General features: G+C 67.2%; 13 protein-coding genes. 11 read left to right on the top strand and 2 right to left on the bottom strand.

Annotated elements, in window-relative coordinates; all coding sequences use genetic code 11:
- The first annotated feature begins 14 nt into the window (after positions 1 to 14).
- From HB724_RS06390 to HB724_RS06420, 7 genes are all read left to right on the top strand, one after another.
- Positions 15 to 1,511: a class I adenylate-forming enzyme family protein gene (locus HB724_RS06390; RefSeq protein ID WP_213980075.1), complete on the top strand. Its 1,497-nt coding sequence runs from the start codon at positions 15 to 17 to the stop codon at positions 1,509 to 1,511.
- Positions 1,508 to 2,284 (top strand): acyl-CoA thioesterase domain-containing protein, encoded by a 777-nt coding sequence (locus HB724_RS06395; protein WP_213980076.1) that lies wholly within the window; start codon positions 1,508 to 1,510, stop codon positions 2,282 to 2,284. The genes HB724_RS06390 and HB724_RS06395 overlap by 4 nt, the downstream gene beginning before the upstream one ends.
- A gap of 135 nt (positions 2,285 to 2,419) precedes the next feature.
- Entirely contained in the window at positions 2,420 to 2,890 is a 471-nt protein-coding gene (locus tag HB724_RS06400) for a ca2+ sensor protein (RefSeq protein ID WP_213980077.1), read from the top strand.
- A gap of 87 nt (positions 2,891 to 2,977) precedes the next feature.
- Entirely contained in the window at positions 2,978 to 3,697 is a 720-nt protein-coding gene (locus HB724_RS06405) for a response regulator (protein WP_213980078.1), read from the top strand.
- A gap of 22 nt (positions 3,698 to 3,719) precedes the next feature.
- Positions 3,720 to 5,111, top strand: coding sequence for an ATP-binding protein (locus HB724_RS06410; RefSeq protein ID WP_213980079.1), 1,392 nt, complete (start codon positions 3,720 to 3,722; stop codon positions 5,109 to 5,111).
- A 73-nt stretch (positions 5,112 to 5,184) separates the two neighbouring features.
- The gene (locus HB724_RS06415; RefSeq protein WP_213980080.1) at positions 5,185 to 6,084 is read left to right on the top strand and encodes a hypothetical protein; all 900 of its coding nucleotides are present in this window, start codon (positions 5,185 to 5,187) and stop codon (positions 6,082 to 6,084) included.
- Positions 6,085 to 6,831 carry a class I SAM-dependent methyltransferase gene (locus tag HB724_RS06420; protein ID WP_213980081.1) on the top strand — a complete coding sequence of 249 codons (747 nt, stop codon included), beginning with the start codon at positions 6,085 to 6,087 and terminating at the stop codon, positions 6,829 to 6,831.
- A 56-nt stretch (positions 6,832 to 6,887) separates the two neighbouring features.
- Here the strand turns inward: HB724_RS06420 and ndk are convergent, their stop codons facing one another.
- Together ndk and HB724_RS06430 are read right to left on the bottom strand one after the other, a co-directional pair.
- Positions 6,888 to 7,310, bottom strand: a complete 423-nt coding sequence (gene ndk / locus HB724_RS06425; RefSeq protein ID WP_213980082.1) for a nucleoside-diphosphate kinase — start codon at positions 7,308 to 7,310, stop codon at positions 6,888 to 6,890.
- 268 nt (positions 7,311 to 7,578) lie between these two features.
- A complete protein-coding gene (locus HB724_RS06430; RefSeq protein ID WP_213980083.1) occupies positions 7,579 to 8,019 on the bottom strand; it encodes a DNA polymerase III subunit chi in 441 nt (146 codons plus the stop codon).
- Positions 8,020 to 8,128: 109 nt separating this feature from the next.
- On the opposite strand from HB724_RS06430, the gene lptD reads away from it, so the two are divergent.
- From lptD to rsmA, 4 genes are all read left to right on the top strand, one after another.
- Positions 8,129 to 10,441 carry an LPS assembly protein LptD gene (gene lptD / locus HB724_RS06435; RefSeq protein WP_213980084.1) on the top strand — a complete coding sequence of 771 codons (2,313 nt, stop codon included), beginning with the start codon at positions 8,129 to 8,131 and terminating at the stop codon, positions 10,439 to 10,441.
- Positions 10,442 to 10,564: 123 nt separating this feature from the next.
- Complete coding sequence (locus tag HB724_RS06440) at positions 10,565 to 11,911, top strand: peptidylprolyl isomerase (protein WP_213980120.1); 1,347 nt, start codon at positions 10,565 to 10,567, stop codon at positions 11,909 to 11,911.
- A gap of 19 nt (positions 11,912 to 11,930) precedes the next feature.
- Positions 11,931 to 12,926, top strand: coding sequence for a 4-hydroxythreonine-4-phosphate dehydrogenase PdxA (gene pdxA / locus HB724_RS06445; RefSeq protein WP_213980085.1), 996 nt, complete (start codon positions 11,931 to 11,933; stop codon positions 12,924 to 12,926).
- Positions 12,923 to 13,741, top strand: coding sequence for a 16S rRNA (adenine(1518)-N(6)/adenine(1519)-N(6))-dimethyltransferase RsmA (rsmA, locus tag HB724_RS06450; protein ID WP_213980086.1), 819 nt, complete (start codon positions 12,923 to 12,925; stop codon positions 13,739 to 13,741). Before pdxA ends, rsmA begins: the two co-directional genes overlap by 4 nt.
- Positions 13,742 to 13,783: the final 42 nt, after the last annotated feature.

Genomic DNA, 13,783 nt, shown 5'->3' on the forward strand with positions numbered 1-13,783 from the left:
TCATGGGGGAAACAATGCCAAACGCCGCAACCCTGCTGGCCAGCGACTTCGCGACGCTCTCCGATCTCATCGCCGCACATGCCCGCGAGCGGGGCGACAAGACCGCGATCGTCTTCGGCGACCGGACCCTCAGCTATACCGAGCTCGATCGCGGCATGGACCGGGTCGCGGCGGCGCTCCAGCGCGACGGCGTTCCCGCAGGCGCCGCGACAGCGATCCTCGCGCCGACTTCGATCGAATATGCCCTGGTCTTCCTGGGCATTCTCCGCGCCGGCTGCGTCGCCGCCCCGCTCGCCCCTTCGGCGACGCCCGGGCAGCTCGCCGCGATGGTCGCCGATTGCCGCGCGCCGATCCTGTTCCACGATGCCGCCCATGCCGGGCTAGATGTCGCCGCGCGGCAAGTCCCGATCGAACGGCTCGACGCATGGCTCGCCCCCGAGGATGCCGTTCCCACGCCCGTCGCCCGCACGCCGGACGACGCCTTCAACATCATCTATTCCTCCGGCACCACCGGCACGCCCAAGGGCATCGTCCAGCCTCATGCGATGCGCTGGATCCATATCGGCCGCGCCCCCGCCGGCTTCGGCGATGCCGTGACGATGATCGCCACGCCGCTCTATTCGAACACCACGCTCGTCAGCTTCCTGCCCACGCTCGGCTGGGGCGGAACGGCGGTATTGATGGCGAAGTTCGACGCGGGCGCGTTCGTCCGGCTGGCCGAGAAGCATCGCGCCACCCATACGATGCTGGTCCCCGTCCAGTATCAGCGGATCATGGCGCTCCCCGATTTCGACGCGCACGACCTGTCGAGCTTCCGCCTCAAGACCTGCACCAGCGCGCCCTTCTCCGCCGCGCTCAAGGCCGATGTGCTGGCGCGCTGGCCGGGGCTGCTGGTCGAATATTACGGCATGACCGAGGGCGGCGGCACCTGCGCGCTGGTCTGCAACCTCCATCCGGACAAGCTCCACACCGTCGGCCAGCCGCTGGAGGGCCATGACATCCGCCTGATCGATGACGAGGGCCGCGAAGTCGCCCCTGGCGAGATGGGCGAGGTCGTCGGCCGCTCGCCTGCGATGATGACCGGCTATCACGGCCGCGAAGAGGCCACCGGCGCCGCCACCTGGCATGACGCCCAGGGCAACCGCTTCATCCGCCACGGCGATATCGGCCGCTTCGACGCGGACGGCTTCCTGATCCTGATGGACCGCAAGAAGGATCTCATCATCTCGGGCGGGTTCAACATCTATCCCTCGGACCTGGAGACCGTGCTGGTCCAGCACCCCGACGTCGCCGATTGCAGCGTGATCGGCGTGCCGTCTGCGGAATGGGGCGAGACGCCGGTCGGCTTCTATGTCGGCGCGGGCGATCCCGCCGCGATCCTCGCCTGGTTCAACGGCAGCGTCGGCAAGACCCAGCGGCTTTCCGCGCTCGAAAGGATCGACGAGCTGCCCCGCAGCGCGATCGGCAAGGTGCTGAAGCGCGAGCTGCGCGACCGGTATCTCGCCCGGTGACTCCGATCGCGGACATCCTGGCGAACGCGGCCCGCACCGAAACCGGCTTCACCTGCGCGATCCCCGGCGACTGGATGCAGGGCCGCACCGCCTATGGCGGCCTCTCCGCCGCGCTGGCGCTCCAGGCCGCGCTCGACCTGGAGCCGGACCTGCCACCGCTCCGCTCCGCGCAGGTCGCGTTCATCGGCCCGCTCGCCGGCCAGGCGACCGTCACCGCCACGAAGCTCCGCCGCGGCCGCAACGCCGCCTTCCTCCAGGCCGATGTCACTTCCGAGGCCGGGCTGGGCCTGCGTGCCACCTTCGTCTTCATGGCCCCGCTGGCCTCGGCGATCGCGCACGATATCGCTCCCCGCGCGCCCCTTCCGCCGCCCGCGCCGGATGCCGAAATCTATACCGGCCCCGACGACGGCTTCTTCACCAGCAACTTCAACTTCCACGATCCCAAAGCCGCGCACGGCCCCGCCGAATGGCTGCGCTGGGCGAGACTCCGTGCCCGTGACGGCCTCCACCCCATGGTAGAGCTGATGGCGATCGGCGATGCGCTGCCCCCGGCGGCGTTCAAGCTGATCGAGGATCGCCGCGCCCCGCTCAGCTCGCTCAACTGGCAGATCAATTTCATCGCGCCCGAGCCCGCGACCGAGGACGGCTGGTGGCTGCTCGCCTCGACGGCGGACACCGTCCATCACGGCTATTCCAGCCAGCGCATGACCGTGTGGAACGCGCGCGGAGATCCTATCGCCGAGGCCATGCAGGGCGTGGCGATCTTCGCCTGAAACCGCGCCCTGCGACAAATTGCGACACATTCGCGGCTCCATGACAAACGGCTGAGACAGCCACCCCTCAGAACCGGGATCAAGGCGAGGGTGCTTCCCCTTCCCTCGCCTGCCCCTTCCCGGAGTATCCGCGTAATGAAGAAACTGCTCGCCGCCGCCGCCCTGGCGTCCACCTTGCTCGCCGGCAGCGCCTTTGCCGGCCAGGACCAGCCGCATCGCGATCCGCTCGCCCGCGCCGATGCCAATAATGACGGCGTCGTCACCCGCGACGAGTTCCTCGCCGATGTCGATGCCCGCTTCGCCAAGCTCGACGCCAACAAGGACGGCAAGCTCTCCGCCGACGAGCGCCCCCGGATGGGCGGCCGCATGATGGGCCGCACCGACGGCAATGGCGACGGCGCGATCACGCTCGAAGAGATGCGCGCCCAGTCCCTCCAGCGCTTCGACCGGATCGACGCCAATCACGACGGCAAGCTCGACAAGGCCGAGCGCGACGCCGTGATGCAGCGGATGATGTCGATGCGCGGCGACGGCCCGCGCGGCGGCCATCACATGCCTCCCAAGACCCCGCCGGCCGACCAGCCTTCGACCCCTGACGGCAATTAAAGGTCGGCCGGAACTTGCCGGGCGGGCTCCCGCCTCCTCGCCCGCCCGGCACTTCCTTCTTGCGTCCGAATTGGTACGCTGATCCCCATGTCCGAGATTCCGCACCTCCTCCTGGTCGACGACGAACGCTCGATCCGCGAGCCGCTCGCCCAATATCTGACCAAGCAAGGCTTCCGCGTGACGCAGGCCGGCGATGCCGAGGGCGCGCGCGCCCGCATGGCCGCCTATGCGATCGATCTCGTCGTGCTCGACATCATGATGCCCGGCGAGGACGGCCTCAGCCTCTGCCGCCATATCCGCGAGACCAGCGATACCCCGGTGATCCTGCTCACCGCGCGCAGCGAGGAGACCGATCGCATCGTCGGCCTCGAAATGGGCGCCGACGATTATGTCGTGAAGCCCTTCTCCCCCCGCGAGCTTTCCGCCCGCATCAAGGTGGTGCTGCGCCGCTGGTCGGCCGGCGGATCGAAGCAGCATGCGCCGGAGACCGGCAGCTTCGCCTTTGCCGGCTGGGTGCTCAAGACCGGCGAGCGCGCGCTGGTCGATCGCGAGGGCGTGTCGGTCCCGCTCTCCACCGGCGAATACAACCTTCTCCACACCCTGGTCACGCGCCCGCGCCAGGTGCTTACCCGCGATCAGTTGCTCGATCTGACCCAGGGCCGCGAAGCAGCCGCCTTCGATCGCGCGATCGACAACCAGGTGAGCCGGTTGCGCAAGAAGATCGAGCCCGACCCCCGGAACCCGTCGCTCATCAAGACGGTATGGGGCGGCGGCTATACGCTCGCGGCGGAAGTGACTCGCCTGTGACGCGCCGAACGGCGGCGGCCGCATGAAGAGGCTCGCACGCTTCCTTCCCAAGAGCCTCGCCGGGCAGATCGCGCTGCTCGTCGCGGTCGCGCTGTTCGTGGCGCAGGCGATCAATTTCGGCCTGTTGCTGCGCGAGCGCCAGGCCGCGCGCTTCGCCCAGGTGATCGTGCCTACGGTCACGCGGCTTTCGGATGCTTCCGATCGCCTGCTGATCGCCAGGTCGGCGCTCCCGGGCACGATCCAGATCCCCCGCGGCGGCTATATCTCCGATCCGCGGACGCGGGTGCAGCTTCACGGCGCCAATCCGCTCGATCCGGCGCCGAACCGCCGGACCGATCTCGAAGCCACCATCCGCAAGGGGCTGGAGGAGAGCGGCATCCATGTCGGCCAGCTCATCGCGGTCGTGCGCCCCTTCAGGCTGGACGATCGCGTGGCGCGGGAGATCGGCCAGCGCCGCGCCGATCGCCTCCGCCGCGCCCGCTCGGAGCTGGCCGTCGCGGTCGAATTGCCGGGCAAGGGTTGGCTCGCGGTCGGCTCCCCCTGGCCGCGCACCGAAGTCGGGCTGGTCTCCCAATTGATCGCCCAGACGCTGATCCTCTATCTGGTGGTGCTCGTGCCCGTGCTGCTCGCCGGCCGCCGCATCGCCCGGCCGCTGCGCACGCTGGGCGAGGCCGTACGCAGCTTCAAGCCCGGCGACGGCACCCCGCCGCTGCCCGAGCAGGGAACCGGCGAAGTCCGATCGGTGATCGGCGCGTACAACGCGCTCAGCCGCCGCGTGAACGCGATGCTCGACGAGAAGGACCGGATGCTCGGCGCGATCGGCCATGATCTGCGCACCCCGCTCCAGGCGCTCCGGGTCCGCATCGAATCGGTGGAAGACGAGGACGATCGCGCCCGCATGGCCGACACGATCGACGAGATGAGCCGCACGCTGGACGATATCCTCTCGCTGGCGCGGCTCGGCCGGCCGAGCGAGAAGATGACCGATGTCGACCTGTCGGCGCTGGTCGACGCAGTGGTGGAGGATTTCCGCGACCTGGATCATCAGGTGACGTTCGAGGAAGCGCCGCGCCTCCTCATGCACCTGCGGCCCACGCTGATGCGCCGCGCGGTGCGCAACCTGATCGAGAATGCGGTGAAATATGGCGGCGGGGCCGAAGTGCTGCTCGTGCCGCTGGAAGGATCGGTGGAGGTGCGGGTCTGCGATCGCGGGCCGGGCATTCCGGCGGACAAGATCGACGCGGTGTTCGATCCCTTCATCCGGCTGGAGGAATCGCGCAATCGCGAGACCGGCGGAGCCGGGCTGGGCCTGGCCCTCGCCCGCGCCATCGTCCACGATGCCGGGGGCAGCATTTCACTGGCCAACCGCGAAGGCGGCGGTCTCACCGCCACCATCTCGCTGCCGCGTGGCTGACGTACCGGGAGGCGCCTGTGCCTCCTGCGCAATCCATGGTATCGCCTGGCGCGAAAATCGTTGAGGCTGATGCGTGACCATTCTTTCCGACGCCAAGATCCGCGAGTATATGCGCCTAGGCAAACTCGTGCCGAACGGCGATGCAAGGCAGGCGCAGGAATGCTCCTATTCCTTTCGCCCTGGCCGGGCCTTTCTGGCGGGAGACGCCAACAGCCAACCGGTCGATTTCCGATATGGCGTCGGCCCGAAGCACGTCGTTGTTGATCCAGGCAAGATGATCTGGATACGGACTCGCGAGCACGTCAAGATTCCCACCAATATGGTCGGCTTCTGGTGGCAGACCAACTCGCTGTCACGCCGCGGGCTGATGCTCGTGAATATGAGCATGGTCGAGCCTGGCTATGAGGGTGATCTCGCTTGCCTCTTCGTCAATTTCGGCAATCAGCACATCCCTATCAATGGTGACACGAATATCGCTAAGATGGTCTTCGTGGATATCCGGGGCGACGTGGAGAACCCGTTCCAGGGCCAGACTCCCCGAACGCAATATGATGCCTCGCTTCATGATCTTGCGGTCAATCAGCCCTCATCCTTCCTTCAGGTGGGGGATCTAGCGACATCGCTAGATAAGCAGAAAACCGAGGCTATCGGAGAGATCCAGACGGCGCGGCAAAAGGCGGTCGCCGATGCGGTTGCTGAATTCAAGCAAGACGCGCCCAAGAAGATCTGGGGCACCTATGCCTGGGCTGCCTTGGCGCTCTTACTACTCACGGCCATCACGTCAGGCGCGAACTGGGCCAGGGACAATCTCTTCCCCGATTCGAAGAAGATCGCCCGCGCGGAGGCCGAGGCGACCTTGCGCGAGCGCGTGACCATTCCCGCCGCTGCGGATTCGGGCGAGACCGCCGAACTGACGAAGCGTATCCAAGAGTTGAACACCCGAATCGCGAAGCTCGAAAAGAAGGAACCCTGAGTGACCGCTCCGCATCGGTCATCGGATGCGCCCCGCCCGCTGCCGGTGGCGCTTGCTTATGATCTTTCGGCGCCCTTTTACGACGGCTGGTCCTGGCAATCCTTCTGGCGCGAGCATGAATTTCCCTGGGTCCGGGAAACGCTGGCCCGATTCGGCCGGGGACGGTCGGCGGCGCTGAAGCTGCTCGATGTGGGCTGTGGGACCGGCTGGTATCTGGAGCAGCTCCAGCCTTTGTACCGCGAGGCAGCAGGCATCGATCTCAGCCCGGGCATGCTCGTCGTGGCCCGGCACCGGCTTGCCCGCACGCTGCTGGAGCAGGCGGATGCCCGGTCGATACCATTCCCGCCCCGGCGCTTCGACGTGGTGATCTCTACGCGCGTCCTGTCGCACCTGCCGAATGTCGAACCAGCCATTCGCGAGATGCGGCGGGTGCTGGCGCCCGGCGGATTGTTGCTGCTGTCCGACGTCGATGCCGGCCACGACTATATGCACACGCGCCTGCCCGTCGAAGGCAGGAATATTCCTGCCGACACCTTCAAGCATGAGCGGGAACGGCTTTTCACGACCATCGAGAAAGCGGGATTCGTGCCCGATTCCGCATGTCTGATCCAGATTGACGGCGACGTCAGGCCCCTAGGCCGCCGCCGTTCGGCGCAAGGCGTGCCCCCCGTTGCCGGATGGATCGGCGCATGGCGGCGCGCGATGAACGATGGCGATATCGGCGAGTCTCCTCGCCCCTGGCGCTGACAATAAAAAGGCCGGGGAAACCCCGGCCTTTTCGATTCCGCCAAGCGGTACCCGCCTTAGCCGACGATCTCTTCCGGCTTGAAGAAATAGGCGATCTCGATCGCCGCATTCTCTTCGCTGTCGGAGCCATGGACCGAGTTCGCCTCGATCGATTCCGCCAGCTCCTTGCGGATCGTGCCGGGCTCGGCATTGGCCGGGTTGGTCGCGCCCATGATGTCGCGGTTCGCCTGCACGGCGTTCTCGCCCTCGAGCACCTGCACCACGACCGGACCCGAGATCATGAACTCGACCAGATCGTTGAAGAAGGGGCGCTCGCGGTGGACGCCGTAGAAGCCCTCGGCCTGCTCGCGGGTCATCTGGATGCGCTTGGAGGCGACGACGCGCAGGCCGGCTTCCTCAAGCATCTTGGTGACCGCACCGGTCAGGTTGCGGCGGGTGGCATCGGGCTTGATGATCGAAAAGGTCCGGGTCGCGGCCATGGCCGTGCGGCTCCTGTGTCTTGGGGTTGTGGAAAAGTCGCGGCTCTCTAGTCCCCGCGCCGGGACGATGCAAGCCGGGCGACGGTTCGCGGCGCGGCACCGGCCGGAATGGAGCGCCGGCCCTTGCAATGTAGGATTTCAGCGCCGATCGCCGGAAGCGATCTTTCTCATCGTCGAAGCCATCCCGCGCACGAAATCCGTGCTCGGAAAAATCTCCTACAGAGTCAACTTGGTCAACCAACGGGTACCCGGCTACCCGCCGAAAATCCTACGCCGCCTGTTCCCAGCGCCCGGCCTCGTTCTGCTTCCAGTAGCGGCGCTCGACGCCCAGACGATCCGCCAGTCCCCGCCAGGCCGCCCGCGCCTCGGCGATCCGCTCCTCGTCGAAGAAGTGGAAAGCGCGATCGAAGCCCAGCGCCTCCTCGCGCCATATCCCGTCCGCCAGGGCGATATTGCGGGCGCCGTTCGCCGCCTCCACCGCGGCGCCGATCAGCACCGGCTGCGCGGCATCCTCCTCGCCCCCGGCCTGGGCATGGGGCAGGAAGCTCTCGGGCGCATAGCTCCACAGCAACTGGTCGAGCCTGGCCCGCTGCCCCGCATCGTCCGACACGATGAGCAGCCGCCCTCCCCCGGCCAGCACCTTCTCCGCGATTTGCGGCAGCACGCGCTCCAGCGGTGCCCGCGTCAGATGGTAGAAATCGACCTGCATGGCTCCCGATAGCCGTTCCGGGCGTTCGGGCCAACGCACGTAACATTGCGGTGCCGCAACCGCTGCGATAGGGCGGAAGGAGCCGCGTGCCCGGGAGTAGAGATAAAAGGTGGGAAAATTCGTGACGCGCAAGGGCCTGCTGCTCTCGGCTGCGCTCGGGCTGTGCCTGACGGCGCAGGCACGTGCCCAGGAGACGGCGGATCCGCGCGAGACTCCGGCGGACCAGCCGCTCGCTCCCGCAGTGCCGGCCGCGAATCTCCAGGATCGCCCCGGCGAGGCCCCGCCGCTTCTGCCTACGGCGCAGCCCGCCGATCCCGAGCAGATCCAGTTCACCGCCGACGTCCTCGAATATGATTCGGAGGCCGATGTCGTCACCGCGACCGGCGATGTGCGCCTCTATCGCCGCAGCGACCGGCTGCGTGCCGACAAGGTGGTGTGGAACCGCAAGACCGGCCAGGTGACGGCCGAGGGCAACATCCTCATCGCCAATCCGCAGGGCGACAATGCCTATGGCGACAAGATCGAGCTGACCGATACGCTGCGCGACGGCGTGGTCGAGAACATGCTCGTCGTGCTCGATGCCGGCGGCCGCATCGCCGCCGAGCGCGGGCGGCGCGACAACGGCATCATCACCGTCGAGAATGCCTCCTACACGCCCTGCGCGGTCTCCGATTCGGCGGGCTGCCCCAAGGAGCCGTCCTGGAAGATCACTGCCGATCGCGTCATCTACAACCCCGCGAAGAAGCGCATCCGCTACACCGGCGCGCGCATCTCGGTGTTCGGCTTCGCGACGATCCCGCTGCCCGCCTTCTCGCATCCCGTCGGCGGCGTCAGCGACGACGGCTTCCTGACCCCCGATATCCGCCTGAACGTGACCAACGGGCTCCAGATCGCGCTGCCCTATTTCTTCAGCCTGTCGGAAAACCGCGACCTCACCATCACGCCGCGAGTCTTCACCAATACGCTGCCGATGCTCCAGGCCGATTATCGCGAGATCAACAGCCTGGGCGGCTTTCGGGTCTCCGCATACGGCACCTATAGCCGCCGCGCCGACGACCTGACCGTGCCGATCACCCCGGCGACGTCGAAGAACGATTTCCGCGGCTATATCGACGCGGTCGGCCGCGTCCAGCTCGACGACAATTGGAGCGCGAGCGCCTCGTTCCGCATCGCCACCGACCGGACCTTCCTGCGCCGCTACGACATTTCGCGCGACGATCGACTGCGCAACAATGTCCGCGTCGAGCGGATCGATCAGGACAGCTATTTCTCTATCAACGCCTGGGCGGTGCAGACGCTGCGCGTCGGCGAGCGGCAGGGATTGCAGCCCTTCGTGCTGCCCGAGCTCGATTATCGCCGGCGCATGGACGACGGCGTCATCGGCGGCCGCTTCGAGTTCGAGGTCAACACGCTGGCGATCGCCCGCTCCGACGGCCAGGATTCGCAGCGCGCCTTCACCAGCGCACGCTGGGATCTGCGCAAGCTCACCGCCTGGGGGCAGGAAATCACCCTCACCGCCTATACCCGCGGCGACGTGTACAATGCTTCCGATACGGCGCTGACCACGGTCGCCAGCTATCGCGGCGAGGACGGCTTCCACTTCCGCGGCATCGCCGCCGCCGCGCTCGACATGAAATGGCCGCTGATCGGCGAAGTGTTCGGCGGCACACAGCGGATCACCCCGCACCTCCAGATGGTGGTCTCGCCCAAGATCGAGAATCTCGACGTCCCCAACGAGGATGCCCGCGCGGTCGATCTGGAGGATTCGAACCTCTTCGCCCTCAATCGCTTCCCCGGCTATGACCGGTTCGAGGATTCGACGCGGTTCACCTGGGGCGTGGATTACGCGCTCTATCTGCCGGGCTTCAGCATCGACGCGAATGTCGGCCAGAGCTATCGCCTCAGCTCCCGGCCCACGCTCTTCCCGGACGGGACCGGCCTTACCGATCGCGTGTCCGACATCGTCGGGCGGACGGTCGTCCGCTTCCGCGACTTCCTCTCGTTCACCCACCGCTACCGGCTGGACAAGGACGGGCTGGCCTTCCGCCGGAACGAGGTCGATACCACCCTGGGCTCGCGCAGCACCTATTTCCAGGTCGGCTATCTGCGGCTCAACCGCAATATCGGTCCCGCGCTCGAGGATCTTCAGGATCGCGAGGAAGTCCGGCTTGGCGGCCGCATCCAGCTTGCGCGTTTCTGGTCGGTGTCGGGATCGACGCTGATCGACCTGACCAACCGCGACGAGGATCCGCTTTCGCTGGCCGACGGCTTCGATCCGGTGCGGCACCGGCTGGGCATCACCTATGAGGACGATTGCCTTCGCCTGGGCATCACCTGGAAGCGCGATTACGAGACGACCGGCGACGCGCGGCGCGGCAATTCCTATCTGCTCAGCCTCGCTTTCAAGAATCTCGGGCGCTAGACTAGCTCGGTATCGGCGCGCGGCGCTGTAGAGACCGAGTCGTCGCTAAGCCTTGGTTCAGGCACAATTTGCCACTAAGCGCTGCGATCCGGACATGGGATGAGGGTACGGCTTCACGTGAAGATGAGTGTTGCAAAGACGGTCCGCGTCGGCCGCAAGATGGTTCTGGCGCTGGGTGTCGCGGGATTGGCCACGATCGCGGTCGCGCAGACCGTGCCCGATCAGTCGGTGCCGTCGACCGGCCTCGACCTGCCGTCGAATCTCCAGGTCTTCGGCAAGGCGGACCCGAATATCCGCAAGCCCACCGCGATCGTGAACGATTTCGTCATCACCGGCACCGATGTCGATCAGCGCGTCGCGATGATCGTCGGCCTGCAGAAGCTCAACATCAAGCCGGAGGAGCGCGACCAGCTCAAGCTCGCGATGCTGCGCCAGCTGATCGACGAAACGCTCCAGATCCAGGAGGCCAAGGCCAACGAGATCACCGTCGAGCCCAAGGAGATCGAGCAGGGCTTCGGCCGCGTCGCGCGCAATTTCGGCCGCACGCCTGAGGAAATGCGCACCTGGCTCAAGCAGAACGGCTCGTCCGAACGCTCGGTCAAGCGCCAGATCGAGGCCGAAATGGCCTGGAGCCGCCTGCTCCGCCGCCGCGTGAACATCAATGTTGGTGAAGCCGAAGTGGCCGCGATGATAAAGCGGATGGAAGACGCCAAGGGCAGCGACGAATATCACGTCTTCGAAATCTACCAGAACGCAACGTCGGATCGCGCGCAGGAAGTCTTTGCCGGCATGCAGAAGATGATCCAGCAGATGCGCGACGGCTCGCCGTTCGATTATCTCGCGCGTACCTATTCGGAAAGCTCGACCAAGGCGCAGGGCGGCGATCTCGGCTGGGTTCGCCCGGCGATGCTGCCCGATGCGCTCGCCAAGGCGGCGCAGGAGATGCAGCCCGGCCAGGTCGCCGGTCCGATCGAGCTGCCGACCGGCTTCTCGATCCTGTACCTCGCCGAGAAGCGCCAGGTGCTGATGCCCAATCCGCTCGATGCGAAGCTCAGCCTGCGCCAGCTCACCATCAATTTCGCCGCCGGCACGACCGAGGCTCAGGCGACCGCGCGCGCCGGCGAATTCGCCACCGCGACCCAGGAGATCAAGGGCTGCGGCGACGTCGCCAAGGTGGCAGGCGCGCAGAACGCCGAAGTGGTCGACAAGGACGGCATCGTGCTCGGCAGCCTGCCGCCGGCGCTGCAGAACCTCATCATGCCGCTCCAGATCGGCCAGGTGACCCAGCCCTTCGGCACGATCCAGGACGGCGTTCGCGTGCTCGTGATCTGCGGACGCGACGAGCCGAAGATGGCGAACATGCCCTCGCCCGAACAGATCCAGGAGCAGCTCGAGGACGAGCGCGTCAATCTGCGCGCCCAGCGCATGCTGCGCGACCTGCGCCGCGACGCGCTGGTCGAATATCGATGATCCGCGCGGGCGAGCGGAGATGATTCCCCCGCTCGCCATCGCCATGGGCGACTCCGCCGGGGTCGGGCCGGAAATCACCGCCAAGGCGTGGAAGGCGCGCGAGCTGCATTCGCTCGCGCCTTTCTTCGCGGTGGGCGACATCCGCGCCGTGGAGAAGGTGTGGGACGGCCCCGTCACCCGCATCTCCAGCCCCGAGGAAGCGTTCGAAGCCTTCCCGGCCGCGCTGCCGGTGCTCTCGATCCACGAGAACGGCAATGTCCTGCCCGGCACACCGGACGTGGACAGCGCCCGCTGCGCGCTCCAGTCGCTGGAGATCGCGGTGGGCCTTGCCGGCGCCGGGGCTGCCGGCGCGGTGGTCACCGGGCCGGTCTCCAAGGCGCAGCTCTATCGCATCGGCTTCACCCATCCCGGCCAGACCGAGTTCGTCGCGGAGCGCTGCGGCGTCTCGGGCGAGAACACGGTGATGATGCTTGCCGGCCCCACGCTCCGGGTCGTCCCGATCACGGTGCATGTGCCGCTGGCCGACGTGCCGCATCTGCTCACGCAGGAGCTGGTGGTCGCCAAGGCCCGCGTCACCGCCCGCGGCCTACTGCGCAATTTCGGGATCGAGCAGCCGCGGCTCGCCTTTGCCGGGCTCAATCCGCATGCCGGCGAGAGCGGCGAGATCGGGCGGGAGGAGATCGACGTGCTGATCCCGGCGATCGCCCAGCTCCGCGAGGAAGGGATCGACGCGGTCGGTCCGTTCGCCGCCGACACGATGTTCCACCCCCGCGCCCGCGCCGGATACGACGCGGCGCTGTGCGCCTATCACGACCAGGCGCTGATCCCGATCAAGACGCTCCATTTCGACGAGGGCGTCAACATCACGCTGGGCCTGCCGATCGTGCGCACCTCGCCCGATCACGGCACGGCGTTCGGCATCGCCGGCAAGGACGAAGCCAATCCCGGCGCGATGATCGCGGCGATCCGCATGGCGGCCGGCGCCGCCCAGCGACGGGCCGAAGCGACGACGTGAGCGGGCTCCCTCCCCTTCGGGAAGTGATCGCGAAATACGGACTCAGCGCGAGCAAGGCGCTGGGGCAGAATTTCCTGTTCGACGGCCAGTTGCTCGCCCGCATCGCCCGCGTTCCCGGCGATCTGACCGGCGCCGAAGTGTTCGAGGTCGGCCCCGGTCCGGGCGGGCTCACCCGCGCGCTGCTCGAAGCGGGTGCCGGTGTCGTCGCGGTGGAGCGCGATCGGCGCTGCATCCCGGCGCTGGAGGAGCTCGGCACCTTCTTCCCCGGCAAGCTCCGGGTGATCGAGGGCGACGCGCTCGAAGTCGATGCGCCTTCGCTCTTCGCGGGCAAGCCCCATATCGTCGCCAACCTTCCCTATAATGTCGGCACCGCGCTGCTGGTTGGCTGGCTCTCGGCGGAGTGGCGGCCCTGGTGGGCGAGCCTGACGCTGATGTTCCAGAAGGAAGTGGCCGAGCGGATCGTCGCGGCGCCCGGCACCGAGCATTACGGCCGGCTCGCCGTGCTCGCCCAGTGGCGTTCGACGCCGAGGATCGCGATGACCGTCCATCGCTCGGCCTTCACGCCGCCGCCCAAGGTGATGTCGGCGGTGGTGCATATCGTCCCCGGCGAGGCGCCCGAGGGGGTGCGGCTGGCGGTGTTGGAGGCGATCACCGGTGCGGCGTTCGGCCAGCGCCGGAAGATGCTGCGCCAGAGCCTGAAGGGCGTGCCCGGCGCGCTTGCCGCGCTCGAAGCGCTGGCGATCGATTCGAGCCGCCGGGCCGAAACCGTCACGATCGAGGAATTCGTCGCGATCGCCAGCGCACTCAGCGCCTGAAGCATGGCAGCAATTTCAAAGAGCCTGCGACGACGCTCGCAA

The organism is Sphingomonas sp. dw_22 (genome assembly GCF_018449795.1).
Taxonomy (GTDB): Bacteria; Pseudomonadota; Alphaproteobacteria; order Sphingomonadales; family Sphingomonadaceae; genus Sphingomonas.

Coding starts and splice junctions, on each gene's coding strand:
- HB724_RS06400 (WP_213980077.1), top strand. CDS start 2,420: ATGAAGAAACTGCTCGCCGCCGCCGCCCTGGCGTCCACCTTGCTCGCC.
- ndk (WP_213980082.1), bottom strand. CDS start 7,310: ATGGCCGCGACCCGGACCTTTTCGATCATCAAGCCCGATGCCACCCGC.
- HB724_RS06410 (WP_213980079.1), top strand. CDS start 3,720: ATGAAGAGGCTCGCACGCTTCCTTCCCAAGAGCCTCGCCGGGCAGATC.
- pdxA (WP_213980085.1), top strand. CDS start 11,931: ATGATTCCCCCGCTCGCCATCGCCATGGGCGACTCCGCCGGGGTCGGG.
- HB724_RS06440 (WP_213980120.1), top strand. CDS start 10,565: ATGAGTGTTGCAAAGACGGTCCGCGTCGGCCGCAAGATGGTTCTGGCG.
- HB724_RS06430 (WP_213980083.1), bottom strand. CDS start 8,019: ATGCAGGTCGATTTCTACCATCTGACGCGGGCACCGCTGGAGCGCGTG.
- HB724_RS06390 (WP_213980075.1), top strand. CDS start 15: ATGCCAAACGCCGCAACCCTGCTGGCCAGCGACTTCGCGACGCTCTCC.
- HB724_RS06405 (WP_213980078.1), top strand. CDS start 2,978: ATGTCCGAGATTCCGCACCTCCTCCTGGTCGACGACGAACGCTCGATC.